Here is a 21,625-nt window from a genome sequence, read left to right as displayed (position 1 = left end):
GCCGGGCGATACATCAGGGGCGGGGCAGCACCACCTGGCAGGTCAGGCCGCCGCCGGGGGTTTCGCCGAGGGTCAGCTCGCCGCCCATGTGCGCCGCCGCTTCCCGGGCGATGGCCAGCCCCAGTCCGGTCCCACCGGAGGATCGGTTGCGCGACCCCTCAAGGCGATAGAAGGGTTCGAACACCGCTTCCCGATACTGGGCCGGTATGCCCGGCCCGCGGTCGAGGATGGAGATGATCAGCCGCTCCGGCTGCTCGCTCAGGCGGATCTCCGCCTGGCCGGCGTAGCGCAGGGCATTCTGCAGCAGATTGCCCAGGCAGGAGCGCAGCGCCATGGGTGCCACCTTCAGCGGCTGGCAGCTGCCCTGGACGGCGACCTGGGCGCCCTCCTCGGCCGCGTCTTCGGCCATGGCCTCGACCAGCGCCTGAACGTCGCAGAGGATGGGCCGCTCCTGGCGGTGCTGTTCGCGCAGGTACCTCAGGGTACCGTCGAGCAACTCGATCATGTCGTCCACGTCCTGGCTGACCCGGGCGTGCAGGCGCGGATCGTCGATGTCCTCGATGCGCAGCTTCACCCGCGCCAGGGGCGTGCGCAGGTCATGGGAGATGGCCGTGAGCATGCGCCCGCGCTGCTGGAGCTGTTCGAGCAGGTGCTGGTGCATGCGATTGAGCGCCCGTGCGGCCTCGCGGGTCTCCCAAGGCCCGGTGACGGGAATGGGCGAACCGTCGAGGTTGTGACTCAGGTGCTCGGCGGTCTCGGTCAACTGGCGCAGCGGCCGGGTCAGCAACCGCGCCCCGAGCCAGGCGGCGATCACCAGCGAGCCCAGCTGGAAGATCAGCGGGCCGCCGAGAAACCACTCGATTTGCCGCCACACGCCGGGTTCCCGGTGCGGGAAAGGCCCGGGCGGCGGTGGCCGATCGAAGCCGGCCTCGCCCTCCATGGGCGGCGGCGGGGGCGGCGGTCGCTCGCCAAGGCCATGCCGAAACCAGAAAAAGGCCAGCAGATGGCCCAGCAGGATGGCCAGCAGAAAGACCGCAAACAGGCGGGCGAACAGGGTATCCAGGCGGCGCACGGCTAGTGCCCTATCTGCCTGGCATCGAACAGATAGCCTTCGCCGCGCACGGTCTTGATCAACTGCGGCGCCCGCGGATCATCACCCAGCTTGCTGCGCAACCGCGATACCTGCAGATCGATGCTGCGATCGAAAGCCTCGATCGCCCGCCCACGGGTCGCATCGAGCAGTTGCTCGCGGCTCAGCACCTGGCGCGGCTGCTCGATGAAGACCCACAGTAGCCGTACCTCGGCATTGGACAGGGGCACCATCACCCCGGCCGGCGAATGCAGCTGGTGCAGGACACCATCGAGCTTCCAGCCATCGAAGCTGACACTGGTCCGCGGCGCCTTGCGCTGAGGCACGCGGCCATCCTGGGTCCGCCGCAGCACCGACTGGATCCGCGCCACCAGTTCTCGGGGCTCGAAAGGTTTGGCCATATAGTCGTCGGCGCCCAGCTCCAGGCCGATGATGCGATCCGCCGGCTCGCACTGGGCGGTCAGCATCAGGATGGGAATGCCACTGTCGCGCCGCAGCGAACGACAGAGGGAAAGCCCATCCTCTCCCGGCAGCATCAGATCCAGCACCACCAGGTCGAAGGCCTCCTCCGCCAGCGCCCGGCGCATCTCCAGGCCATCACCCACCCCGCGGGCATTGATGCTGAAACGCGCCAGATAGCCGCAGATCAACTCGCGGATCGACGGATCGTCATCCACCAGCAGGATGCGCGAGGTCCAGCGCGGGGATTCGGATGACAGCGACATCGGGGGTACCTGAACAGTCGGACGATCTGGACGTGCATGCTAGCCGCTCAGCCTGCAGGGCAGCTACGGCCTGGCATGTAGGCTTGTGTAAAGGTGGTCAAGAGCCGGATACGGAGCTAGAGCCTGCCAGGCAGCCAACCACCCGCAGTCGAGACGCCGTAGGCGCACGACGATGATCGCGATTGCGAAGCCATTCGTTCGATGGTACATCGGACCCAGCGCCCTCTAGAGGGCTGGGAGATTGACGCCGTCAGGATTCGCGCTTCAGCGCTCAGCGAAGTGCGGCCCTTAGCGGACAAAAACAAAAACTGCCGTGCCTTCTTTCGGAACGCCATCCTTGACGAGCAGATCAGCCGTATCGGCCAGCCCTGAAACGAACCCGGAGCCCGTCGCGCTCAATGTCCTGCTGCAGGCCTGCGGCCAGGGCAATCGCCTGGCCTTCGAAACGCTCTACCGCGTGACCTCGAGTAGGCTGTTCGGCGTATGCCTGCAGTACGTGGGCGATCGCGCGGAGGCGGAAGAGGTCCTGCAGGAGGCCTATACCGCCATCTGGCTCAAGGCCGGAACCTTCGACGCCACGCTTTCCGGCGCCCTGACCTGGATGGCGACCCTGGCACGACACAAGGCCATCGATCGCCGCCGCGCCCAGCATCGACACGAGCCGCTCGAAACCCTGGCCGAGTGGCCGGCAACCCAGTCCGTCGCCGAAGACTTCGAAGCCCATCGCCAGCGTCGCCAGATCGATCTCTGTCTGAAAACCCTGGGCAAGGACCAGCAGACCTATATCCGGGTCGCCTTCTTCGAGGGCTATTCCTATGCCGAACTGGCCGCCCGCCACCGCATCGCGCTCGGCACGATGAAAAGCTGGATTCGGCGTGGCCTCCTGCAACTGCGAGCGTGCCTGGGCCTATGAACGACGACATCCCTCCTAACGACCGGCACGCGCTGCTCATCGCGGAATACGCCCTCGGCGTACTGTCCGCCGAAGAACGCCTGGAGGTTGAAGAACTCGTGCGGCGGGAGCCTGTCTACCAGGCGCAGCTGGCGGCCTGGCAGCGGCATTTCGCCGACTGGCTCGATGAGTTTCCGGTCATCGAACCACCGGCTCGCGTCTGGCACGGCATCCAGCAACGGCTTTTTCCGACGGAACAACCGGCACCCGAGCCGATCCGCCGCTGGAACGACCCGCGCCTGTGGCGCTGGACGACCGGGCTGGCACTGGCCGCTGCCCTGGTGCTGGCGCTGCTCGTGCTGCTGCGCCCGGTCCAGGTCGCGACGCCCGCCCTGCTCGCCCGCCTGGAACAGAGTAACGGCAGCCTGGCATTCAGCGTCACCTTGCAGGCGAACGGCCGGCAGCTGCTGTTCGTGCCCGCCAGCAAAGCGGATTGGCCAGGCAGGAGCGCCGAGGCCTGGATCATCACGGCGGATGGCATACCCCATTCGCTCGGTCTTCTCCAGGACGCCACGGCCGTGACCCTGGCCGTACCCGCGGGACTCGCACCGGCACTAACGCCTGGAGCGGTACTGGCGGTCTCCCTTGAACCGCGAACCGGCTCGCCGACCGGCGCGCCCACGGGACCGGTCATCGCCCAGGGAAAAATAATCGCGCTGTGATGCATCCGTTTGCCGGGCCGCTCCGTACATTCATCACCCTCATCCGGAGGGCTGAAGAACTCAGGAGACGTACCATGCACACCTTGCTCAAGCGCATCGCCATCGTAGCCAGTCTCGCGATCCTAGGTGCCACCGCCCCGCTCAGCTTCGCCGCCGATACCGTCATGGTCGGCGGCGCGCCCATGTACCCGTCCAAGACCATCGTCGAGAATGCGGTCAACTCCAAGGACCACACCACGCTGGTGGCGGCCGTCAAGGCGGCCGGTCTGGTCGACACCCTCAACGGCAGCGGTCCCTTCACCGTCCTCGCGCCGACCAACGAAGCCTTCGCCAAGCTGCCGGCCGGCACCGTCGATACCCTGGTCAAGCCCGAGCACAAGGCCGACCTGACCAAGATCCTGACCTACCACGTGGTGCCCGGCACCCACACCGCCAAGCAACTGATGGCCGAGGCGAAGATGCACGGCGGCATGACCAAGCTGAAAACCGTCCAGGGCGAGGACCTCACCGTGAAGCTGCATAACGGCAAGCTCTGGCTGGTCGACGCCAAGGGCGGCAAAGCCGCCGTCACCATCGCCGACGTGATGCAGTCCAACGGCGTGATCCACGTGGTCGATACCGTGCTGATGCCGAAGTAACGGGCAGGCGGCGTGCGGACACCGCTGAGGGGTGTCCGCTTCTACTTAGCGAAAGGCCGCGTGGCAATTGCGCCTATCCTTCGTAAGCAATGCTAGACCGCATGCTGACTACTCAGGTGCGCAAGGCGCGTCTGCACCCTTCTGAGGAAGCTGCTGTGATCCAGGAGCTGCTCGACACCGCCACCGGCCAGCTGCGCACCCTCGGCCGCGACCTGGTGCAGGACGCCACCTACGCCCAGGCGCGCTACCAGATCCTGGTCGACGGCAAGGACATCAGCGCCCTCATCGCGCCGCGGCTGATCAGCCTGGACCTGACGGACAACCGCGGCCTCGAGGCCGACCAGCTGAGCCTGGTGCTATCCGACCACGACGGCCTGCTGGCCATCCCGCCCCGGGGCGCCAAGATTCGCCTCTGGCTGGGCTGGTCAACCACCGGACTGATCGACAAGGGCAGCTACATCGTCGACGAGACCGAGCACAGCGGCGCCCCCGACGTGCTGAGCATCCGCGCCCGCAGCGCCGATCTCCGCAAAGGCCTCAAGACCAAACGGGACCAGAGCTACAGCGCCACCACCCTGGGCGCCGTGCTGCGCGTCCTGGCCGCGCGCCAGGGCCTCACCCCGCTCATCGCGCCCGACCTCGAGGCGCAGCAGGTCCTGCAGCTGGATCAGACAGGGGAATCGGATGCCAACCTGCTGACCCGCCTGGGCGAGGACTATGACGCGGTGGCCACCGTGAAAGCGGGCCGGCTGCTGTTCCTCCCGGCCGGCGGCGGCAAGTCGGTCAGCGGCGCCGACCTGGGCCACGTCACCCTCACCCGCAAGGACGGCGACCAACACAGCTACCTGCAGGCCGACCGCGAGAGCTACGACGCCGTCCGTGCCTTCTACTACGACGTCAACAGCGCCAAGAAGCAGGAGGCCATAGCCGGCGGCGGCGATAACGTGAAGGACCTGCGCCACACCTACACCGACCAGCTCTCCGCGCTGCGCGCCGCCCGGGCCGAGTGGAACCGCCTGCAGCGCGGTACCGCCACCCTCACCTACCAGCTCGCCCTGGGCCGCCCTGAGCTGATGCCCGAACTCACCTACACCCTGCAGGGCGTGAAGGCCGAGATCGACGCCATCATCTGGTACGGGGGGAACGTGCAGCACAGCCTCACCGCGGACGGCGGCTACACCACGCGCCTGGAGCTGGAAGCCAAACTACCGGAGGACCTAGTCGCCGACCTGGTCGACGAGATCCAGGGCGACTACACCGGCATCATCGCCTACTACCGCGATCCGAAGACCGGCAAGGAGCACACCCTCACCGCAGGCGGCCAGAGCAAGCCGCGGCGGCTGCGGCATTTATATGCCAGTAAAAATATCGCTAAGCGTGCAATTGCAAGGGAAATAGCTAAACTAAAGCAAGATAGATAAAACCCCTCAAATCAAAGAGAACCCCATGGAAGAATTCAACTTAACCTACGTCTTATTGATACCGAGAGAAAGTGGGCGGAACTCACTGTTTCAGGGTTTTTCTCTCGGACTGACCGACCCCCTTATCTCAAAACTACTTCACAGCATAACTCTATTTCCAAACAACATCCTTGAGATTTTCTCTTCATCCAGAGCCATTACTGAAATGAGGCGTAGAGGCGCTCAAAAAACCATAATCCCAATATACTCCGATTCTAATTTTAACAAATTACCAAGCAACATAAACTCCCCCTGCACAGTAATTTTCTGTAGTGCAAGCCATGTAGCAGCAGCAAAGAATATTGCATCAAGACTTCAATATAGCCCAATCATAGCCTCACCCTCTAATGACCCATCTTGCCTCGACATAAGAAATTTTCCTGCAAATTACTTTATATACTCACTAGACAAAGCCCTGAAAGATAACTTCCTAGAGAACGTCAAGCAAGACAAGATCACCCATAATTTTTTTTCTGGACTAAAACTAAGAAAACCACACCTCAGAAATCTTAGAAAAAAAAGCTATATCTCTAACAATACAAGAGCCAATGAAGAAATACTGATCAGCCTAGGATACAAGTTCAAAGGCCAAAGCCCAATATCAGGTGACAGACAGAACTATATAAACGCGATATCGACATCTGCAGACAGAGCAAGAAAAAAATCGGGAATAACTTAGCCCTCAACCAATCAGATCTAATAATTTACTCACCCTCAATCTATGCTCACCTGTTAAATCTAAACGATCCATTTTGGAAAAAAATGGCCAGGAATCTGGACAGTTCGTGGAAGCGTAGCTTCGTGACCAAAGGAATTATTAAAAATCCCGACTACTCCGGCATAAACATGGAACTCCCTGACCCTAGCTTTAATCCATACCAAGATCCATGGATTGCTGCGATACTGACGCAAAGACAGCATGAGCTATACCTAAACTCTTTAATCATATCTTGCCTAGCATCAAATCAGTTAGCGCCTGCAATACGACTACCAAATTCAGTAAATTTTAACGACAATATTCTGTCCGAGCTTGAACTTCATCTTGGAAAAGATAGCCGCAAAAGCGAGCGCATAGCCAAAGAACGATTCTCCGAGCTGCAGAGCAAATTCTCAAATGAGCTAGGACCCAAGTTAATTAAACAAATAAAAACCGCTCAATCGTGCCTAATTTGCTCAAATGCGCCTCTTGAGTGGTTAAAAATTAATGATTTGCCACTAATGATCAGCCATTAGATATCAAAAATACCTGTGACACCAGGAAATCTTTTTGTACACCTTTCACTAATCAGGCCAACCATTAAAATTCAACTTCCACAATTGTTCGACGTGCTTATAATTAGATCTTTCAAAGACTCGGACCCTATAAAGCATACGCTTGAAGTGGCCTTGGATTTTTGGGCAAAGAAATATAAAAACATAAAATACAAACTTATCGACGTGACTTGTAAAGAGGATGTGGAACAAGCTATTCGAGGCTTCCGAGGAAAGATAGTCATCTTCGACTGCCATGGTGGGCATTCAGGAAACCAGGACTTAAGTTGGCTTCAAATCGGAAAAGAAAAACTAGATACCTGGAGTCTAGATATTGCGTTGCCTCCCATCGTCATGCTGAGCGCATGTTCCACTGCACCTATAACAGGGTCGCATGCAAATGCTGCAAATGGCCTTTTTAATTCAGGCGCTTATTCAGTAATAGGGACCTTCCTCCCTGTCAATTCAATTGCGTCCGCAGCAATGATTGCGAGAATTCTCTATAGAATTGATACCTACCTGCCAATGCTAGGAAACACTCTGACGAAAGAGATCACTTGGAGGATGTGCATTAGCCATTTTTTAAAAATGTCCTTTACAACAGACCTCCTGCGATCGCTTTTATCACAAAAGCGCATAAACCAAGACGCCTATGAGACTATCCATATCAATGCGAACATGCTTATCAACTCGTACCAAAAAAATTGGTTTGAGCTTTTTTGTGAAAACTTACACTCTGTGTCCGGCATAAAAAAAGCGGAACTAATAAAGCAAATATCTGAGAAGTGCCACACATTTGAAACCATCTACTATACGCAACTAGGACGACCTGAAAACATTATCATCCAGTTAGAGTCCCCTTCTACTTCGGACCGTTGATACCAGACCACCTCATTCCTCGAGTAGAATTCTTTAACTTCCGTCATAGAACAGGGGAGTTTCATAAGGAGGTCAATTGACTCCCGGATGCTCAGTCTATTTCGCAGCAGCTAACTTACCCGCGGCAACTCCCCCCACCGTGTCGTATACCCCCGCGACAGTAACTCCCGCCGCATCTGCCACCCCGGATCGGCGGGCACGCGCCCCACGTGCAGCGCCGCCCGCCCATACCGCGCGTTGATCCGGTCCACCACCTGCATCAGCTTGCTGGGTCGTCCCTGCCTGGCCGGGGCGAAGAGGTCCGGCGTGAACTCGTCGGTCTGCACGATGCTGCCCAGCACCACGGCGCACTTCGAGTAGGCGTAGCCCTCGCGATAGATGGGGTCCAAGCCGGCCAAGGCGGCCTGCACCAGGATGCGGGTGTCGTCGGTCGGGTGCGCGAGCTGGATGCCCAGGCTGCGGTAGTAGCGGCGCTCCTCGGGTTCGTGCTGGCCGGTCTGCACGCTGACCAGCAGCGTGGAGCACAGCGATCCCTGCTCCCGCAGCTTCTCGGCCGCCCGGGTCACGTAGGTGGCCATGGCTTCGCGCAGCGCCTCCAGGCGATAGACCCGGTGCCCGAACATCCGCGAGCTGATGATCTCCTTCTTCAACGGCGGCGCCTCGTGCAGGCGCATCCACTGCTCGCCGCGTAGCTCTCGCGCCGTCCGCTCCAGCACGCGAGAGAATTCCTTGCGCACCATCCTCAGATCCGCCCGGGCCAGGTCCTGGGCGGTGGTGATGCCGAGCCCCTGCAGGCGGGTGGTCAGCTTGCGGCCCACGCCCCACACGTCACCCACCGGTGCCAGCGGCAGCAGGCGTCCCTGCCGAAGCGCGTCGGTGAGATCCACCACCCCGCCGGTCGCGCGCCAGGTCTTGCCCGCCCACTGGGCCAGCTTAGCCAGTGTCTTGGTCGTCGAGATTCCCACGCCAACCGGAATGCCGACCCAGCGCCGGACCCGCGCCTGGATCCCCCGGCCGAGCGCGTCGAGGTCGCCCGGCATACCGGTGAGATCCGCCCAGCATTCGTCGATGGAATACACCTCCAGGTCCGGCACCATCCCCTGGATAGTGCGCATCACCCGATTCGACACGTCGGCATAGAGCTCGTAGTTGGAGCTGAAGACGGCCACGTTGTGCTGCCGGAGGAAGGCCCGATTCTGGAAGTACGGCACGCCCATACCGATGCCCAGGGCCTTCGCCTCGCGGCTTCGGGCAATCACGCATCCGTCGTTGTTCGACAGCACCACCACCGGACGCCCTTTCAGCTCGGGCCGGAACAGCCGCTCGCAGCTGCAGTAGAAGGAGTTGCAGTCGATCAACGCGTAGACGCTCATGGCCGCAGGTCTCGCATCAGGAAGTCCACCACGCCCCAGAGCTCCACCTCGCCCACCAGGTCGAGCGTACGCGGGTGTCCGTCGCGCCCGATAGTTGCCAGCAGCTGCTGCCGCTCCTGGCTGGTGAGCACCGTGCATAGGCGGTGCTCACAGTCGGCCACCACGATGACCGCACGCCCCGGCTCAACATCGCCGGCACGGTCCACGACCAGGACGTCCCCCTGGTGGATGCTCAGCCCCGCGAGGGCCTCGCTGTTCACCAGCCAGAGCCAAAGGTTGGGCGCACCCCAGCCAATCGCCTCATCGATCGAGAGTGGCAGCTGCGCGTGATCCTCGGCCGGGCTTTGGAAGCCGGTGATCTTCAACCGCGCCTGGGACAGCGCGAGCTGGGCGAGTCTGCGACCCCGTGTCTGGAAAGCGTCCATGGTGGCACCTTGATACTGTACATTTAAACAGTATAGATGGCAGCATTAGAAATGGGTCAACAGACGAAGCGACGAGCGGTACTGCTAGTATAGAAATGGATTCGAAATCGACTACAGTGGATGACTGTCGCCTTGCAGAAGCTGGGTGAATCGATGCGATAGGACGGATACGAGATTTTGAGAACCCAACGCGGCACCATTACCGACAAGCGCAATGTCGAGACCATCACGGGAAATTTTCCAGTCGATTGCGGCACTTCCATGCCAGCAACGCCGACGTAGAAAAGCTATCGTCTTAGCAAAAGGCAGAAGGAATATTCTTCTGCCACGATAGAGTTTTATTCCAGACCTAGAACAATGGAGTGTTGGATGTCTTTTGATTTCGCACTAGTACAGTACCCACCGTCTCAATCTTCCGCCCTGCCACCCTCAAAAGGGTATCTCGTCTACGATCGCTGGGATGACTTTCATTTTAAGACTCTATTCACGCTGTACATTACAGACGCCGAAGCAATACTGTATGAAATCGGCGAGGTAAAAATTGGATATATAAAACAACCTCAAGGATGGTCGAAAGATGCAATACCGATATCATTTCGTTCGCTCGGGCAAGAGTTTTTCTCTTTAGGCCAAGACACCACCTACTATGCAAATATCAATAAGAGCTTGGCGCAAAATCTTCGCGACACCGTACTATCGTCACTCCAAGATATAGTGTTCACAGGAAAAGACACCCTAGAACTTTCATCACACGCAGTATTTCGAGACTCACTAACCAGAAATATAAGCCTCCAAACTATAAAAAACCAATTTTCCAGAGTTCTCGAGGGGCACGCCGAACTGACAAAATTTGACTTTTGCTTCAGATTGCCGTCAGCAGAAAACAGAGCCTCATTCTCACTGAGCTTCGCAGTAGAGCCTTACTCAACGCCACCAACGAACATTCATGCGCTGATAGGCAGGAACGGAATAGGAAAAACAAACCTGCTTAACGAGATGATTAGCTCTGCACTATTATTAAGCGAATCAAATGGAAAATTTTGCATTGAGATTTGGCCAGAGCTATACCAACTCATACCTCCCGAATACTTTAGCAGCGTCTCCTCCGTATCGTTCAGCGCTTTCGATCCCTTCAGTCCGCCTGCGGATAGGGAAATAGGAGTCAAATACCATTATATCGGACTCAAAGATAGAGATGGTAAAGGCACAGACCCTGATGAGTTACCACTAAAAAATAAGAAAAAACTTACAAACGATTTTTGGAAGAGCCTCATAGTCTGCTTTTCGCTTCAACACAAAAAGAAATTATGGTTTGATGCTTTAGAAATGCTGGGCATTGATTTTGACTTTTCTGGAATAGATCTTGACCAGTTAGCAGATGAAACAAACAAATCTAGTGTCGCGCTTGCCGCCAGCCAGTACTTTCGCGGACTTAGCTCAGGGCACGCGATCGTACTCCTAACCATAACCAAGTTAGTGGAAACTATCGAAGAAAAAACATTAGTTCTAATAGACGAGCCTGAGGTTCATCTACATCCGCCACTACTATCCGCATTTATGCGCGCTTTATCAAGAATCTTAGCGCATAGAAATGCAATAGCAATTATCGCCACGCATTCCCCTGTTGTGTTACAAGAGATGCCTTCCACATGCGTATGGAAGTTGTATCGCTCGAATCTTGCTTCGAAACAGGAAAGGCCAGCAATCGAAACTTTCGGCGAAAATGTTGGAATACTCACGAGAGAAGTTTTTGGATTAGAGGTCGAGCAATCCGGATTCCACGCATTACTACTTGAATCGATTAACACTGGAAAGAGCTACGAAGAAATTGTAAGAGAATACAAGAATCAACTGGGGTTTGAAGCAAAAACAATACTAAAAGGCCTCATTTATAATAGAGACGCAGGGGACGCAGATGATAAAGATTAACTCGCCAATATTTTCCAGGACGGAAATTTTTGATTCATGCATGGCGGGCATCGGCGACCCTAATCTCCAAGATCTGTATCGTACACAGTTCAACAACCTAAGCATTGAGTGCGACATATATCACCAGCTTGCACAAAGTGAACAGCTTTTCCAGTACCCCGCCAGCAATGAAAATAACGACACCGCGATACTCGGGCGGATTACCAAGTCTCAACTGAAAAACCTATATACTCAATACTTATCCGCAAAAGAAAAGCCCGCAAGAAGATACTATGACCAGATCAAACTTAGCGCACCACAAAACATATGCCCTTATTGTGGCATAGGCGAAGTAAAAACTTTAGATCATTATCTACCAAAAGCAAAATTCCCGATATTTTCCATCTATCACAATAATTTGGTCCCCGCTTGCAGAGACTGTCAGTCGGAAAAAATGACGGACTACGCTCAAAACCACACATCACAGACGCTCCATCCATACTATGATCGTGCCGAATACTTTTCGGCCATGTGGCTTTTCGCCGATATCAGTGAGAACAGCTGGCCCTCAGTAGAGTATCGCGCTACTCCTCCTGACTATTTAACTACACCAGTGAAGCAAAGAATCATAACTCATTTCTCAGAGTACAATTTGGCAGATAGGTACAGCGTGCAAGCAGGACCAGCACTTTCAGATTTATTTTTTATATTAAAACCAATGCGAGGCAATAAAAATCTTATAAACGATCATTTACTAAGTACTGCCGTTGCAATGCGACAAGCGCACATTAATTCATGGCGCGCAGCTCTATATGAAGCGCTAGGCAACAATGACTGGTATTGTCGAGAAGGGCACACACAATCTCCAATTTAAAACTTTTCACGACATTAATTACTTGAAAAAATGAGATAGATGCGTTGAAACCACCCGCAGCACCCTCCCTATCTGGATCACTTCACCCCTAGCCTGACATCAGTTTCCATAGAGGGTGAACGCCTACGCGTCAGTGGCCCGCTGACCCGGGCCAGGTCCAGCACGAGCAAATAGACCCGCTGCTGATCATCTCGAGATAGCACCCTCACAGCCTCCAGCAGTTGCGCCTCGTACTCACTGGCTGCTGAAGGCATGGGTTTTCGACTAGAGACCATCGAAGGGGCTTGCTTGAGCTGTTCCATAGGTACTGCACACTCCTTATTACTGTATGCAAAGACAGTACATTTTGTGATGCAGTTCGCCAACCGCCGAAAGCCACCTGAAACAAAAAGCCCAGCGCGTGGCTGGGCTTTTTGTTTGGGGAAAGGCCGTCAGGTCTTGTCAGAATCTAGGCCGCCATCGGCCGCCGCCATCGCGAATACCATGCGGCGAATGGTTTCCTTGTTGTAGTCCGAAACAGTTCGGAAATACCCCAGGAGCTCCTGCTCCGCCTCATTAAGCGATGACTCTGCTACAGCGGCTTTCTGCCCCGTAACGACGTATCCAACATCGACGCCGATCCCAGCAACACCTAACAGATACGCCGTGTCCGGGTACCGTTCACCGCGCTCATAGCTGCCCTGCGTGTTGCGATTGACCCCGCCCGCCTGCGCGAAGTCACCCTGCGTATAGCCGAGCCGCAAGCGCTCATCGCGAAGTCGATCTCCTACCTCTCGTGCAGGGGATTCGCCCGATGAACAATTTTTCAAGCACTACCCCTTTACGCGACCATTTTATTGGTCATAATAAAACTCGAATGAACACGTTTGAACACACAGGAACACTATGCCCGCCCCTCTGACTCCCGAGCAAGCCCGCGCCCAGCTGGATCGAGCGGGCATATCCATCGCTGAGTTCTGCCGTACTCACTCGTTGAACAAGAATTTGGTCAGCGACCTTCTCAACGGCCGCAAGAAGGGCCGCCGTGGTGAGTCTCACCGCGCAGCCGTCCTACTCGGCATCAAGCAGGGCGAGATCCCAGCCACCACTGCGGCCCAACACTAGGGCCGCCTGGCCCAGGGAGAAACTGGAAGATGAAACGCCCTGCCCTAGAGACCCGTCGCCAGGTCATCAGCGCCGTGATCTGCGCCTACCCCGGCGGTCGTGAATGCGCCGCCGCCCGCCTTGGCCTGCCGCTCAAGAAATTCGACAACCACGCCTACGAGACCGCCGGCTGCCGCCCGCTCAATGACCAGCAGATCCTGCTGCTGGAGCAGGAGACCGGCACTACCCACCTTGTGGATTACCTGGCCGCTCAGTACGGCGGCTTCTTCGTGCGACAGGCCGAAGTAGGCGATCTGGACAACCTGGACCTTTACGCCCGCTCGGTGAAGACCGCGGTCAAGCGCGGCTTGGTGGACCAGATCATCGGCCAGGCGCTGGAGGACGGCGTCATCGATGAGCAGGAAGTCGTCCAGATCCTTGGCGCCCACCGCCGGCACCTGGCGGCGCGCGAAGAAGAGGTCTGGGCGGTGATCACGCTACACGCGGCGCGAGGCAGCGGCCGCAAGCACTAGCCACAAGACACCCCCTGAAAGCCTGCCAGGACGGCGGGCACGAAGTCGGCGCGGAGCGCCAGAACCCGGCTAGGCCGGAGCCGCTACAGGCGGCAGGGAAGAGAGATGGCGTTATTCACGAAACAGAAGAAGGGGCAGTTCTGGTGCTGCTTCTGCGGTGCGCCCCTGGTCTGCCGGACCAGTTGGTTCGCCCACGTATTCCTGCGCCAGCAGGTATTCCAGTGTCACTTCGCGCCCTGCAGCGCGTCGTTCTACGCCCACACCGAGCTGACCCACCTGGCCAGCCCCAGCGGCCTGCCCAACGCGCCGGCGTGCGAGCTGCCGCCCAGCACCAGCCACCTCAACGCCATGGCGCAGAAGGTGTACGCCAGCAATCTCGCCATCCGCGAACAGCAGCTCGGTCTGCTCGACGACCAGGAAGAAGCCCAGCAGCACGCCAAAGAGGACATCGCATCGTGACTACCGCCAACCTCCCCGCTAACTACCTCGACACCATGCAGGCCGCTGCCCTGACCTACCTGCGCCGCCATGAGTGCGAGCATCTGAGCCACAGCCAGGCGCTGCTCACCTGCGCCGCCGAGCACCTGCAGCTGATGGGCGTGCCCCAGCACACCGCCGAACGCCTGGTGACCCGCGCCCACGACCAGCTCGAAGCCCTCAAGGGGCATCGCTTTCTGGACATCGATTCCAGCACCGGCGACGTCGTCGTTCTGGTCAACCCGGCCACCGGCCTGCGCTACCGCATCCCGGTCCAGGAGATCTTCGACGCCCTGATCGACGAAGACCCCGGCACCCAGCGCGCCACCCGCTAACCCCCTGACCACCTGATCCATGCCCGCCTTGCGTGGGTATGGGTGAACTGCGCCTTTTTGCAGCGAGACCCAACATGCCGAACACCCTTCCCGTCCAGATCGAGCTGCCGCCGGCGGTCGCTGAAACCTTCGCCCGCTGGCTCCAGGGCCGCGCCGACTACACCGTCAACCAGCACTGGAACGAGCCCCGCTACGTCCGCATCAAGAACACCAACAAGCGCCGCGCCGCCATCCTGCGCCGCTTCCCCTCCATGCTCGCCGCCCACCAGACCGCCACTCAGATCCGCGCTCAGCTCGCCCAGGTGGAGTGCTGAGCATGTACGCGATGGATCACCAGCTCCGCGCTGACGTGCTGCAGCGCCTCGAGGGCGACCTCGGCATGCGGCACATCGCCGGGACGAGCTACATGCGCAAGGGCGAGTGTCCAGCCTGCCACAAGCGCGAGCTGTTCACCGATCACCGCGCGCCCTGGGTGCTCAAGTGCGGCCGCGAGTCGAAGTGCGGCCAGACCTGGCACGTCAAGGAGCTCTACAGTGACCTCTTCGAGGACTGGTCCGAACGCTTCAAGCCCACCAGTGACGCCCCGGCCGCGAGCGCCGATGGCTACCTGCAGTTCGCCCGCGGCTTCGACCTGAGTCTGATCAAGGGCTGGTACAGCCAGGAAAACTACTGGGACCGTGCCCAGGGCATCGGCTCGGCCACCGTGCGCTTCGCCCTAGCCAAGGGCGGCTATTGGGAACGGCTGATCGATCGCCCCTCGCGCTTCGGCAAACAGAAGGCCCGCTTCCAGCCCGGCGCCAGCTACCGCGGCGCCTGGTGGTGCCCGCCGAGCCTGGATCTGCAGACGGTCCAAGAGCTCTGGATCGTCGAGGGCATCTTCGACGCCATCGCCCTGACTCACCACGGCATCGCCGCGGTCTCGGCCATGAGCAGCAACGCCTACCCCGAGCAGTCCCTCAAGGACCTGGCCAGCACGCGCCAGGGCAAACTGCCGAAACTGGTCTGGGCCCTGGACAACGAACCCGGCGCCCACCGCTACACCCGCCGCTGGGCCCGCCAGGCCCGCGAGCTGGGCTTCAAGTGCGAGGCCGCGCAAATCCCGCAGCCGGCCAGCCGCAAGGTCGATTGGAACGACCTGCACCAGCGCTGGGCCTTCGAGCAGGATCACGCGAAGCGCGAGGAATGTCGTGACCACGACCTCAAGGAGTCGCGGTACCACGGAGCCCTGCTGCTGGCCGACACCGCCGCGGAGAAGGCGGTGCTGATGTACGAATGGCGCGAGCGCCACGAATTCCACTTCACCTTCGGGAGCCGGCTCTACTGGTTCAAGCTCGACCTGGAAAAGTACAACAAGGCGCTCACCCACATCGAGGAGTCTGAGCGCGACGAAGACCGCGAGCTGACCACCAAGCAGCAGCGCGACAAGGCCATGCGCCTGGCCGGAAACGTGGTGGAGATCGCCAACTGCGCGCCTCAGGCGCTGTACTTCCAGCGCAACGAGGTCACCGACGAATCCTGGTACTACTTCCGCGTCGAGTTTCCCCACGACGGCGCCCCGGTGAAGAACACCTTCACCGGCGCCCAGGTCGCCGCCGCCAGCGAGTTCAAGAAGCGCCTGCTCAGCATGGCCGCCGGCGCCGTCTTCACCGGCAGCGGCACCCAGCTGGATAAGATCATGAAGGACCAGCTCTTCGGCCTGAAAACCGTGGAGACCATGGACTATGTCGGCTACAGCCGCGAGCACGGCTGCTATGTCTTCGGCGACTTGGCGGTGCGCGACGGCCAGCTGCACCAGGTCAACGACGAGGACTACTTCGACTTCGGCAAGCTGCGCCTCAAGACCCTGCAGAAGACCATCGGCCTCAAGCCCAACCCCGCAGCCGCCGGGGACTACCGCAGCGACTGGCTGCCGCTGCTCTGGACCTGCTTCGGCGCCAACGGCTTGACCGCCCTCACCTTCTGGTTCGGCTCACTGTTCGCCGAGCAGATCCGCGCACGCTACCAGTCCTTCCCTTTCCTGGAAGCCACTGGCGAGGCCGGCGCCGGCAAGACCACCCTGCTGACCTTCCTCTGGAAACTGTTCGGCCGGGCCGGCTACGAAGGCTTCGACCCGTCCAAATCCTCCACCGCTGGCCGCAGCCGCGCCATGGGCCAGGTCGCCGGCATGCCCATCGTCCTGATCGAGGGCGATCGCAACGACCCGGAGAAGGCCCATGCCAAGAGCTTCGACTGGGACGAACTGAAGGACTTCTTCGGCGGCGGTACCCTGCGCACCCGCGGCATGAAGACGGCGGGCAACGAAACCTACGAGCCGCCCTTCCGCGGCACCATCGCCATCAGCCAGAACGCCCCGGTCAGCGCCTCCGAAGCCATCCTCACCCGGATCGTGAAGCTGCACTTCACTCGCCCGGTGCTGACCGACGAGAGCCGCGCCGCGGCCGACACCCTGAGCCGCATGGACGGCGAAGCCCTGAGCCATTTCCTACTGCTGGCCACCCGCAAGGAGGCCGAGGTGCTGGCCCGCTTCCACGAGCTCTTCCCGCAGTACGAGGCCAAGCTCCGCCGCTTGGGCGACACCTGCTTCTGCTGCGGCACCCGCATGACCGGTGAGAGCCACCGCTGCAGCAGCTGCCAGAGCGACCTGGTCGGCCACCTGCGCATTGAGCGGATCGTGAAGAACCACGCCATGTTCCTCGCCCTGCTCGACTGCCTGGCCCTGGTGGTGGCCATCCCCGAGGACATGGTCCGCCAGACCCAGCGCACCATCGTTCGCATAGCCCTGGAACGCCAGGCCGCCATCAGCGCGGATAACCCTGTGGTGACAGAGTTCTGGCAGGTCTACGACTACCTCGAATCCATGAGCAGCGACCCCGTCGTCAACCACAGCGATGACGACCGCGCGATCGCCATCAACCTCAACGAATTCATCGAGCGCGCTGCCGAGCACCGCCAGCGCCTGGCCGACCTGAGCACCCTGCGCGAGCTGCTGAAGGACAGCCGCCAGTTCCGCTACCTGGATAACAAGGTCATCACTAGCCGCCTCCGCAAGAACCAGCGGCGCGCCAACCCCCTGGACACCCGCCCGGACAAGGTCCGCTGCTGGGTCTTCGCCAACCCGGCAGGTCCTGCATGACCGCGACCAGAGTTTCGTCCCGCGCTGCCCACGGCGCGCAAACAAAAAAGCCCGGGAGAGCGGCAACTCCCCCAGGCCCTACCACCAACCCTTGGAGAACCATTATGCAAATGATCCAGAGCAGCAGCACTCACCAGCCTATCACGGCCCACCCCACCCTGGTCCGCCGCTGCAAGGCCACCGCTCTGCTGGGCGAGGCGCTGATCCGCTACCAGGTCAGCAACAACCTGGGCGATCGCATCCACCTCCTCGCCCTGGCCAGCATGGCCAACGCCCTCGGCGCCCTGACTCAGCAGGACGCCGACATCATCAACCAGACCCTGGATCGCACCGGAGACGCCCATTGAACACGACGTTCCTACTCATGGCTCAGTACCAAGGTGCGGCGGTCATTCCGCTGGAGCGCCTCTGCACCGACTACTTCAGCCACCTGACGCCGACGAAACTCCGCAGCAAGATCGTCGCCGGCGCCATCGACCTGCCGCTGGTGCGGATCGAGAACAGCCAGAAGGCCGCCCAGGGCGTGCACCTGAGCGACCTCGCGCGCTATCTGGACCTGCAGCGCGAGCGGGCCGTCCGCGAGAACGACAAGCTGCACAACCGGGCACGCTAGCCCGGGACGCGCGCCCCGAGCACCACCGGCGCCGCGATAACTCTCTGCAGCCAGGGCCATCCCGCATAGGGATCGCCCTGGCCTCTCAGGTGCGTATAGCGCCGCATCGAATTCCAGTCGCGATGGCCCGACACGCTGGCCACCCGCGGGATGTCCCAGTCCATCTCGAACAGCCGGCTCACCCCGTCGTGGCGCAGGTCGTGGAAGCGCAGATCCTGCAGCTCCAGGAACTGGCAGGCCCGGGTGAAGGAAGCCGATATGGAGTCACCGTTGTAGGGGAAGATCCGCTCGCACTCGCGCGGCATCGACTGAACGATGGCCCAGGCCTCATCCGGCAGATGGCACCAGACGTGGTTGCCGATCTTCTGCCCGGGGTTCTTCATGTCGCGCACCAGCACCGCCTGCCGGCGTTCGTCCAGGTCGTCCCAGCGGATCCGCGTGATCTCCTCCTGGCGGCGGGTGGAGAAGATGGCGAAGGCGATCACCTTGGGCATGTTGATCGACGCCGGCCGGCGTCGCTGCATCTCGAAGAAGTGCTCCATCAGCAGGTCCAGCTCCTGGAGCTCCGGCCGCCGATCGCGCTCCTTGCTCTTGCTGACCATGCCCATCTTCTTCAACACCCGGCGGGCATCAGCCATGGCGTGAGGATCGATCTCGTAGCCCCACGCCGGCCGCGCGATCGACAGCACAGCTGCCAGGTGCGAGAGGTCATTGCCCACCGTCTGCGCCTGCACCGCGCCGCCCTCGGTGCCCATTCGCCACTGCCCATACTCCACCAGGCGCTGGCTGGTGAGGTCGCGGTCCTGCAGGTCACCGAGCCAGGTCTCGCCGATGGCCTTCAGCGTCGCCTCCTTGGTCCGGCCGAGGGCGCCGCCATACTGCTCCAGGTACCTGGCGATCATCTGACTCACGGTCGCCCCACCGCGCGCGGCCCGTTCCAGCGCGCCAGGTTGCGCCAGTTCCGTTTCCCGTTTTTTCACCCACGCCTGGGCGGTCTGCTTCCGGTCGAATGTTTGGGTTTCCTGATAGACTCGGACTCCATCCCGCATGATGCGGACCTGGGCCGTATAGCCCGTGCTGCCATCCTTCCGGCGGCGTGACGTTATCGTCCCCATTTCGATTTGCTACATCCCTGATTGCCGTTGCTACATTGTAGCAACGCACCTCTGAAATCAGGCTGAAATGTAGCAAAACGGGCCAAGAACAGACGTACCCAGATGCTTGCCGAAACCGCTTCAAACCCTGCAACCACGCGCCCTGAGCCGTCCCGCCGCTTCTCCGTGGCGCCCATGATGGACTGGACGGATCGTCACTGCCGCTATTTCCACCGCCTGCTGTCCCAGCATGCGCTGCTCTATACCGAGATGGTCACCACCGGCGCCCTGCTGCATGGCGACGCCCAGAGATTCCTGCGTCATGACGAAACCGAGCATCCCCTGGCGCTGCAGCTGGGCGGCAGCGTGCCGGCCGAACTGGCCGCTGCGGCGCGGCTGGGTGAGCAGGCGGGGTATGACGAGATCAACCTGAATGTCGGCTGCCCCAGCGACCGGGTGCAGAACAACATGATCGGCGCCTGCCTGATGGCCTATCCCGAGCGGGTGGCCGACAGCGTCAAGGCGATGCGCGATGCCGTGGCCATTCCGGTGACGGTCAAGCACCGCATCGGCATCTCCGGGCGGGACAGCTACGAGGCCCTGCGGGACTTCGTCGGCCAGCTCACCGAGGCCGGTTGCCGCAGCTTCACCGTTCATGCGCGCATCGCCATCCTCGAAGGGCTGTCGCCCAAGCAGAATCGCGAGATCCCGCCGCTGCGCTACGACGTGGCCGCGCAGCTGGTGCAGGATTTTCCGGATCTTGAGTTCATCTTGAATGGCGGCATCAAGACCCTGGACACCTGCCGCGAGCAACTGGAGGTGTTCGATGGGGTGATGCTGGGTCGCGAGGCCTATCAGAATCCCTACCTGCTGGCCGAGGTGGACGCGGCGCTCTACGGCTGCGACCGTCCGCAACAGACCCGCCACGACGTCATGCTGCAGCTGCGGCCCTATGTCGAGGCGCATCTGCAACAGGGTGGTCTCATCCACCATGTCACTCGCCATATCCTGGGCCTGGCGCAGGGCTTTCCCGGCGCGCGGCGCTTCCGTCAACTGCTGTCCACCGATCTGCATCGCAGCCCTGAACCGCTGCGCCTGTATGACGAGGCCACTGAACTTCTCAGGGGCCACTGAGTCACGTCTCCACGATGTCCATTCGCTAACCGAAGGAAAGACCTGCCATGAGCAAGCTGGAACAACTCAAGCAATACACCACGGTCGTCGCCGATACCGGCGATCTGGACGCCATCGCCCGCCTCAAGCCCTACGACGCCACCACCAACCCCTCGCTGCTGCTCAAGGCTGCTGCCCTGCCCCGCTACGAAGAACACCTGCAGGCCGCCTTCAGCGGCGCCAATGGCGACATCGGCCTGGCCTGCGATCGCTTCGCCGTGGCCGTCGGTGGCGAGATCCTCAAGCTGATCCCCGGTCGCATCTCCACCGAGGTGGATGCGCGCCTGTCCTTCGACACCAGCGCCACCCTGGATCGCGCCCACCGCCTGATCGAACTGTACGAGAAGGCCGGCATCGGCAAGGACCGCGTGCTGATCAAGATCGCCTCCACCTGGGAAGGCATCCGCGCCGCCGAGGAACTGGAAAAGGAAGGCATCCAGACCAACCTGACCCTGCTGTTCTCCTTCGCCCAGGCCGCCGCCTGCGCCGATGCCGGCGTATTCCTGATCTCGCCCTTCGTCGGTCGCATCTACGACTGGTACAAGAAGGCCGAAGGTCGTGACTACGAAGGCGCGGAAGATCCGGGCGTGAAGTCCGTGACCCGCATCTACCAGTACTACAAGGCCAATGGCTACGACACCGTGGTGATGGGTGCCAGCTTCCGCAACCTGAACCAGATCGAGCAGCTGGCCGGCTGCGACCGCCTGACCATCAGCCCCGAACTGCTACAGCAGCTGTCGGAAGCCCAGGGCGACCTGCCGCGCGTGCTGACCGCCGACAGCAAGGGTGGTGAGCCCAAGCAGCAGCTGAACGAGGCGGCCTTCCGCTGGGCGCACAACGAAGACGCCATGGCCACCGAAAAGCTGGCCGAAGGCATTCGCCAGTTCGCGCGCGATCAGGAAAAGCTGGAAGTGCTGCTGCCCGGCAAGCGCTAAGAGCTGACGCGG

25 protein-coding genes are annotated in these 21,625 nt (G+C 60.2%); 19 read left to right on the top strand and 6 right to left on the bottom strand.

The genetic code is table 11. The features are described 5' to 3' along the window. Positions 1–13: 13 nt before the first annotated feature. Both PSEK12I1_RS0116520 and PSEK12I1_RS0116515 read right to left on the bottom strand, forming a co-directional pair. A complete protein-coding gene (locus PSEK12I1_RS0116520; RefSeq protein WP_027602270.1) occupies positions 14–1,072 on the bottom strand; it encodes a HAMP domain-containing sensor histidine kinase in 1,059 nt (352 codons plus the stop codon). Positions 1,073–1,074: 2 nt separating this feature from the next. Continuing rightward, positions 1,075–1,815 (bottom strand): response regulator, encoded by a 741-nt coding sequence (locus PSEK12I1_RS0116515; RefSeq protein WP_027602269.1) that lies wholly within the window; start codon positions 1,813–1,815, stop codon positions 1,075–1,077. Positions 1,816–2,152: 337 nt separating this feature from the next. Between PSEK12I1_RS0116515 and PSEK12I1_RS0116510 the strand changes: the two genes are divergently transcribed. From PSEK12I1_RS0116510 to PSEK12I1_RS24635, 7 genes are all read left to right on the top strand, one after another. Continuing rightward, complete coding sequence (locus PSEK12I1_RS0116510) at positions 2,153–2,728, top strand: sigma-70 family RNA polymerase sigma factor (protein WP_145247633.1); 576 nt, start codon at positions 2,153–2,155, stop codon at positions 2,726–2,728. Further along, positions 2,725–3,429, top strand: coding sequence for an anti-sigma factor domain-containing protein (locus PSEK12I1_RS0116505; RefSeq protein WP_027602267.1), 705 nt, complete (start codon positions 2,725–2,727; stop codon positions 3,427–3,429). Before PSEK12I1_RS0116510 ends, PSEK12I1_RS0116505 begins: the two co-directional genes overlap by 4 nt. Positions 3,430–3,503: 74 nt before the next feature. Beyond that, positions 3,504–4,067: a fasciclin domain-containing protein gene (locus PSEK12I1_RS0116500; protein ID WP_027602266.1), complete on the top strand. Its 564-nt coding sequence runs from the start codon at positions 3,504–3,506 to the stop codon at positions 4,065–4,067. Positions 4,068–4,222: 155 nt separating this feature from the next. After that, complete coding sequence (locus PSEK12I1_RS0116495; protein WP_027602265.1) at positions 4,223–5,488, top strand: phage late control D family protein; 1,266 nt, start codon at positions 4,223–4,225, stop codon at positions 5,486–5,488. Between the two features lie 25 nt (positions 5,489–5,513). Next, positions 5,514–6,206: a hypothetical protein gene (locus tag PSEK12I1_RS24645; RefSeq protein WP_155951379.1), complete on the top strand. Its 693-nt coding sequence runs from the start codon at positions 5,514–5,516 to the stop codon at positions 6,204–6,206. A gap of 122 nt (positions 6,207–6,328) precedes the next feature. Then, the gene (locus PSEK12I1_RS24640) at positions 6,329–6,760 is read left to right on the top strand and encodes a hypothetical protein (RefSeq protein ID WP_155951378.1); all 432 of its coding nucleotides are present in this window, start codon (positions 6,329–6,331) and stop codon (positions 6,758–6,760) included. Positions 6,761–6,907: 147 nt separating this feature from the next. Next, entirely contained in the window at positions 6,908–7,657 is a 750-nt protein-coding gene (locus PSEK12I1_RS24635) for a CHAT domain-containing protein (protein ID WP_155951377.1), read from the top strand. A 110-nt stretch (positions 7,658–7,767) separates the two neighbouring features. Here the strand turns inward: PSEK12I1_RS24635 and PSEK12I1_RS0116490 are convergent, their stop codons facing one another. Both PSEK12I1_RS0116490 and PSEK12I1_RS0116485 read right to left on the bottom strand, forming a co-directional pair. Then, positions 7,768–9,030, bottom strand: coding sequence for a Y-family DNA polymerase (locus tag PSEK12I1_RS0116490; RefSeq protein WP_027602264.1), 1,263 nt, complete (start codon positions 9,028–9,030; stop codon positions 7,768–7,770). Beyond that, positions 9,027–9,455 carry a hypothetical protein gene (locus tag PSEK12I1_RS0116485; protein WP_027602263.1) on the bottom strand — a complete coding sequence of 143 codons (429 nt, stop codon included), beginning with the start codon at positions 9,453–9,455 and terminating at the stop codon, positions 9,027–9,029. The genes PSEK12I1_RS0116490 and PSEK12I1_RS0116485 overlap by 4 nt, the downstream gene beginning before the upstream one ends. Positions 9,456–9,824: 369 nt before the next feature. Between PSEK12I1_RS0116485 and PSEK12I1_RS24425 the strand changes: the two genes are divergently transcribed. Then, positions 9,825–11,384, top strand: a complete 1,560-nt coding sequence (locus PSEK12I1_RS24425; RefSeq protein WP_081737501.1) for an AAA family ATPase — start codon at positions 9,825–9,827, stop codon at positions 11,382–11,384. Further along, on the top strand, positions 11,371–12,237 hold the full coding sequence (locus PSEK12I1_RS24630) for an HNH endonuclease (protein WP_155951376.1): 867 nt from the start codon (positions 11,371–11,373) through the stop codon (positions 12,235–12,237). Before PSEK12I1_RS24425 ends, PSEK12I1_RS24630 begins: the two co-directional genes overlap by 14 nt. 431 nt (positions 12,238–12,668) lie before the next feature. Here PSEK12I1_RS24630 and PSEK12I1_RS0116475 read toward each other — a convergent pair whose 3' ends face one another. Then, complete coding sequence (locus PSEK12I1_RS0116475; protein WP_027602261.1) at positions 12,669–13,046, bottom strand: helix-turn-helix domain-containing protein; 378 nt, start codon at positions 13,044–13,046, stop codon at positions 12,669–12,671. Positions 13,047–13,122: 76 nt separating this feature from the next. Between PSEK12I1_RS0116475 and PSEK12I1_RS0116470 the strand changes: the two genes are divergently transcribed. The 8 genes from PSEK12I1_RS0116470 (at position 13,123) to PSEK12I1_RS0116435 (ending at position 18,411) form a co-directional block, all read left to right on the top strand. Continuing rightward, positions 13,123–13,341, top strand: a complete 219-nt coding sequence (locus PSEK12I1_RS0116470) for a DNA-binding protein (protein WP_007162938.1) — start codon at positions 13,123–13,125, stop codon at positions 13,339–13,341. A gap of 29 nt (positions 13,342–13,370) precedes the next feature. Next, the gene (locus PSEK12I1_RS0116465) at positions 13,371–13,853 is read left to right on the top strand and encodes a YmfL family putative regulatory protein (RefSeq protein WP_027602260.1); all 483 of its coding nucleotides are present in this window, start codon (positions 13,371–13,373) and stop codon (positions 13,851–13,853) included. Positions 13,854–13,958: 105 nt separating this feature from the next. Further along, positions 13,959–14,312, top strand: a complete 354-nt coding sequence (locus tag PSEK12I1_RS0116460) for a hypothetical protein (RefSeq protein WP_027602259.1) — start codon at positions 13,959–13,961, stop codon at positions 14,310–14,312. Then, complete coding sequence (locus PSEK12I1_RS0116455; RefSeq protein WP_027602258.1) at positions 14,309–14,665, top strand: hypothetical protein; 357 nt, start codon at positions 14,309–14,311, stop codon at positions 14,663–14,665. Before PSEK12I1_RS0116460 ends, PSEK12I1_RS0116455 begins: the two co-directional genes overlap by 4 nt. Before the next feature lie 74 nt (positions 14,666–14,739). After that, positions 14,740–14,979, top strand: coding sequence for a hypothetical protein (locus PSEK12I1_RS0116450; protein WP_027602257.1), 240 nt, complete (start codon positions 14,740–14,742; stop codon positions 14,977–14,979). Positions 14,980–14,981: 2 nt separating this feature from the next. Next, complete coding sequence (locus PSEK12I1_RS0116445; RefSeq protein ID WP_081737500.1) at positions 14,982–17,798, top strand: toprim domain-containing protein; 2,817 nt, start codon at positions 14,982–14,984, stop codon at positions 17,796–17,798. A 104-nt stretch (positions 17,799–17,902) separates the two neighbouring features. Then, positions 17,903–18,145 carry a hypothetical protein gene (locus PSEK12I1_RS0116440; protein WP_027602255.1) on the top strand — a complete coding sequence of 81 codons (243 nt, stop codon included), beginning with the start codon at positions 17,903–17,905 and terminating at the stop codon, positions 18,143–18,145. After that, positions 18,142–18,411 carry a pyocin activator PrtN family protein gene (locus tag PSEK12I1_RS0116435; protein ID WP_027602254.1) on the top strand — a complete coding sequence of 90 codons (270 nt, stop codon included), beginning with the start codon at positions 18,142–18,144 and terminating at the stop codon, positions 18,409–18,411. The genes PSEK12I1_RS0116440 and PSEK12I1_RS0116435 overlap by 4 nt, the downstream gene beginning before the upstream one ends. Here the strand turns inward: PSEK12I1_RS0116435 and PSEK12I1_RS0116430 are convergent. After that, positions 18,408–19,526, bottom strand: coding sequence for a tyrosine-type recombinase/integrase (locus PSEK12I1_RS0116430; RefSeq protein ID WP_027602253.1), 1,119 nt, complete (start codon positions 19,524–19,526; stop codon positions 18,408–18,410). The two genes, PSEK12I1_RS0116435 and PSEK12I1_RS0116430, sit on opposite strands and share 4 nt — an antisense overlap. Positions 19,527–19,628: 102 nt before the next feature. Between PSEK12I1_RS0116430 and dusA the strand changes: the two genes are divergently transcribed. After that, positions 19,629–20,639 (top strand): tRNA dihydrouridine(20/20a) synthase DusA, encoded by a 1,011-nt coding sequence (gene dusA, locus PSEK12I1_RS0116425; RefSeq protein ID WP_027602252.1) that lies wholly within the window; start codon positions 19,629–19,631, stop codon positions 20,637–20,639. Positions 20,640–20,686: 47 nt separating this feature from the next. Then, positions 20,687–21,613 (top strand): transaldolase, encoded by a 927-nt coding sequence (tal, locus tag PSEK12I1_RS0116420; RefSeq protein ID WP_027602251.1) that lies wholly within the window; start codon positions 20,687–20,689, stop codon positions 21,611–21,613. Positions 21,614–21,625: the final 12 nt, after the last annotated feature.

Source organism: Pseudomonas sp. MOIL14HWK12:I1 (genome assembly GCF_000510705.1).
GTDB classification, from domain to species: domain Bacteria; phylum Pseudomonadota; class Gammaproteobacteria; order Pseudomonadales; family Pseudomonadaceae; genus Chryseomonas; species Chryseomonas oryzihabitans.
This window is presented reverse-complemented; position numbering and strand designations above follow the sequence as displayed.

Excerpts from the sequence above, each read along its gene's own strand:
- PSEK12I1_RS0116515 (WP_027602269.1), bottom strand. The coding sequence starts at position 1,815 with ATGTCGCTGTCATCCGAATCCCCGCGCTGGACCTCGCGCATCCTGCTG.
- PSEK12I1_RS0116505 (WP_027602267.1), top strand. The coding sequence starts at position 2,725 with ATGAACGACGACATCCCTCCTAACGACCGGCACGCGCTGCTCATCGCG.
- PSEK12I1_RS0116500 (WP_027602266.1), top strand. The coding sequence starts at position 3,504 with ATGCACACCTTGCTCAAGCGCATCGCCATCGTAGCCAGTCTCGCGATC.
- PSEK12I1_RS24645 (WP_155951379.1), top strand. The coding sequence starts at position 5,514 with ATGGAAGAATTCAACTTAACCTACGTCTTATTGATACCGAGAGAAAGT.
- PSEK12I1_RS0116490 (WP_027602264.1), bottom strand. The coding sequence starts at position 9,030 with ATGAGCGTCTACGCGTTGATCGACTGCAACTCCTTCTACTGCAGCTGC.
- PSEK12I1_RS0116485 (WP_027602263.1), bottom strand. The coding sequence starts at position 9,455 with ATGGACGCTTTCCAGACACGGGGTCGCAGACTCGCCCAGCTCGCGCTG.
- PSEK12I1_RS24425 (WP_081737501.1), top strand. The coding sequence starts at position 9,825 with ATGTCTTTTGATTTCGCACTAGTACAGTACCCACCGTCTCAATCTTCC.
- PSEK12I1_RS24630 (WP_155951376.1), top strand. The coding sequence starts at position 11,371 with ATGATAAAGATTAACTCGCCAATATTTTCCAGGACGGAAATTTTTGAT.
- PSEK12I1_RS0116470 (WP_007162938.1), top strand. The coding sequence starts at position 13,123 with ATGCCCGCCCCTCTGACTCCCGAGCAAGCCCGCGCCCAGCTGGATCGA.
- PSEK12I1_RS0116465 (WP_027602260.1), top strand. The coding sequence starts at position 13,371 with ATGAAACGCCCTGCCCTAGAGACCCGTCGCCAGGTCATCAGCGCCGTG.
- PSEK12I1_RS0116460 (WP_027602259.1), top strand. The coding sequence starts at position 13,959 with ATGGCGTTATTCACGAAACAGAAGAAGGGGCAGTTCTGGTGCTGCTTC.
- PSEK12I1_RS0116450 (WP_027602257.1), top strand. The coding sequence starts at position 14,740 with ATGCCGAACACCCTTCCCGTCCAGATCGAGCTGCCGCCGGCGGTCGCT.
- PSEK12I1_RS0116445 (WP_081737500.1), top strand. The coding sequence starts at position 14,982 with ATGTACGCGATGGATCACCAGCTCCGCGCTGACGTGCTGCAGCGCCTC.
- PSEK12I1_RS0116440 (WP_027602255.1), top strand. The coding sequence starts at position 17,903 with ATGCAAATGATCCAGAGCAGCAGCACTCACCAGCCTATCACGGCCCAC.
- PSEK12I1_RS0116430 (WP_027602253.1), bottom strand. The coding sequence starts at position 19,526 with ATGGGGACGATAACGTCACGCCGCCGGAAGGATGGCAGCACGGGCTAT.
- dusA (WP_027602252.1), top strand. The coding sequence starts at position 19,629 with ATGCTTGCCGAAACCGCTTCAAACCCTGCAACCACGCGCCCTGAGCCG.
- tal (WP_027602251.1), top strand. The coding sequence starts at position 20,687 with ATGAGCAAGCTGGAACAACTCAAGCAATACACCACGGTCGTCGCCGAT.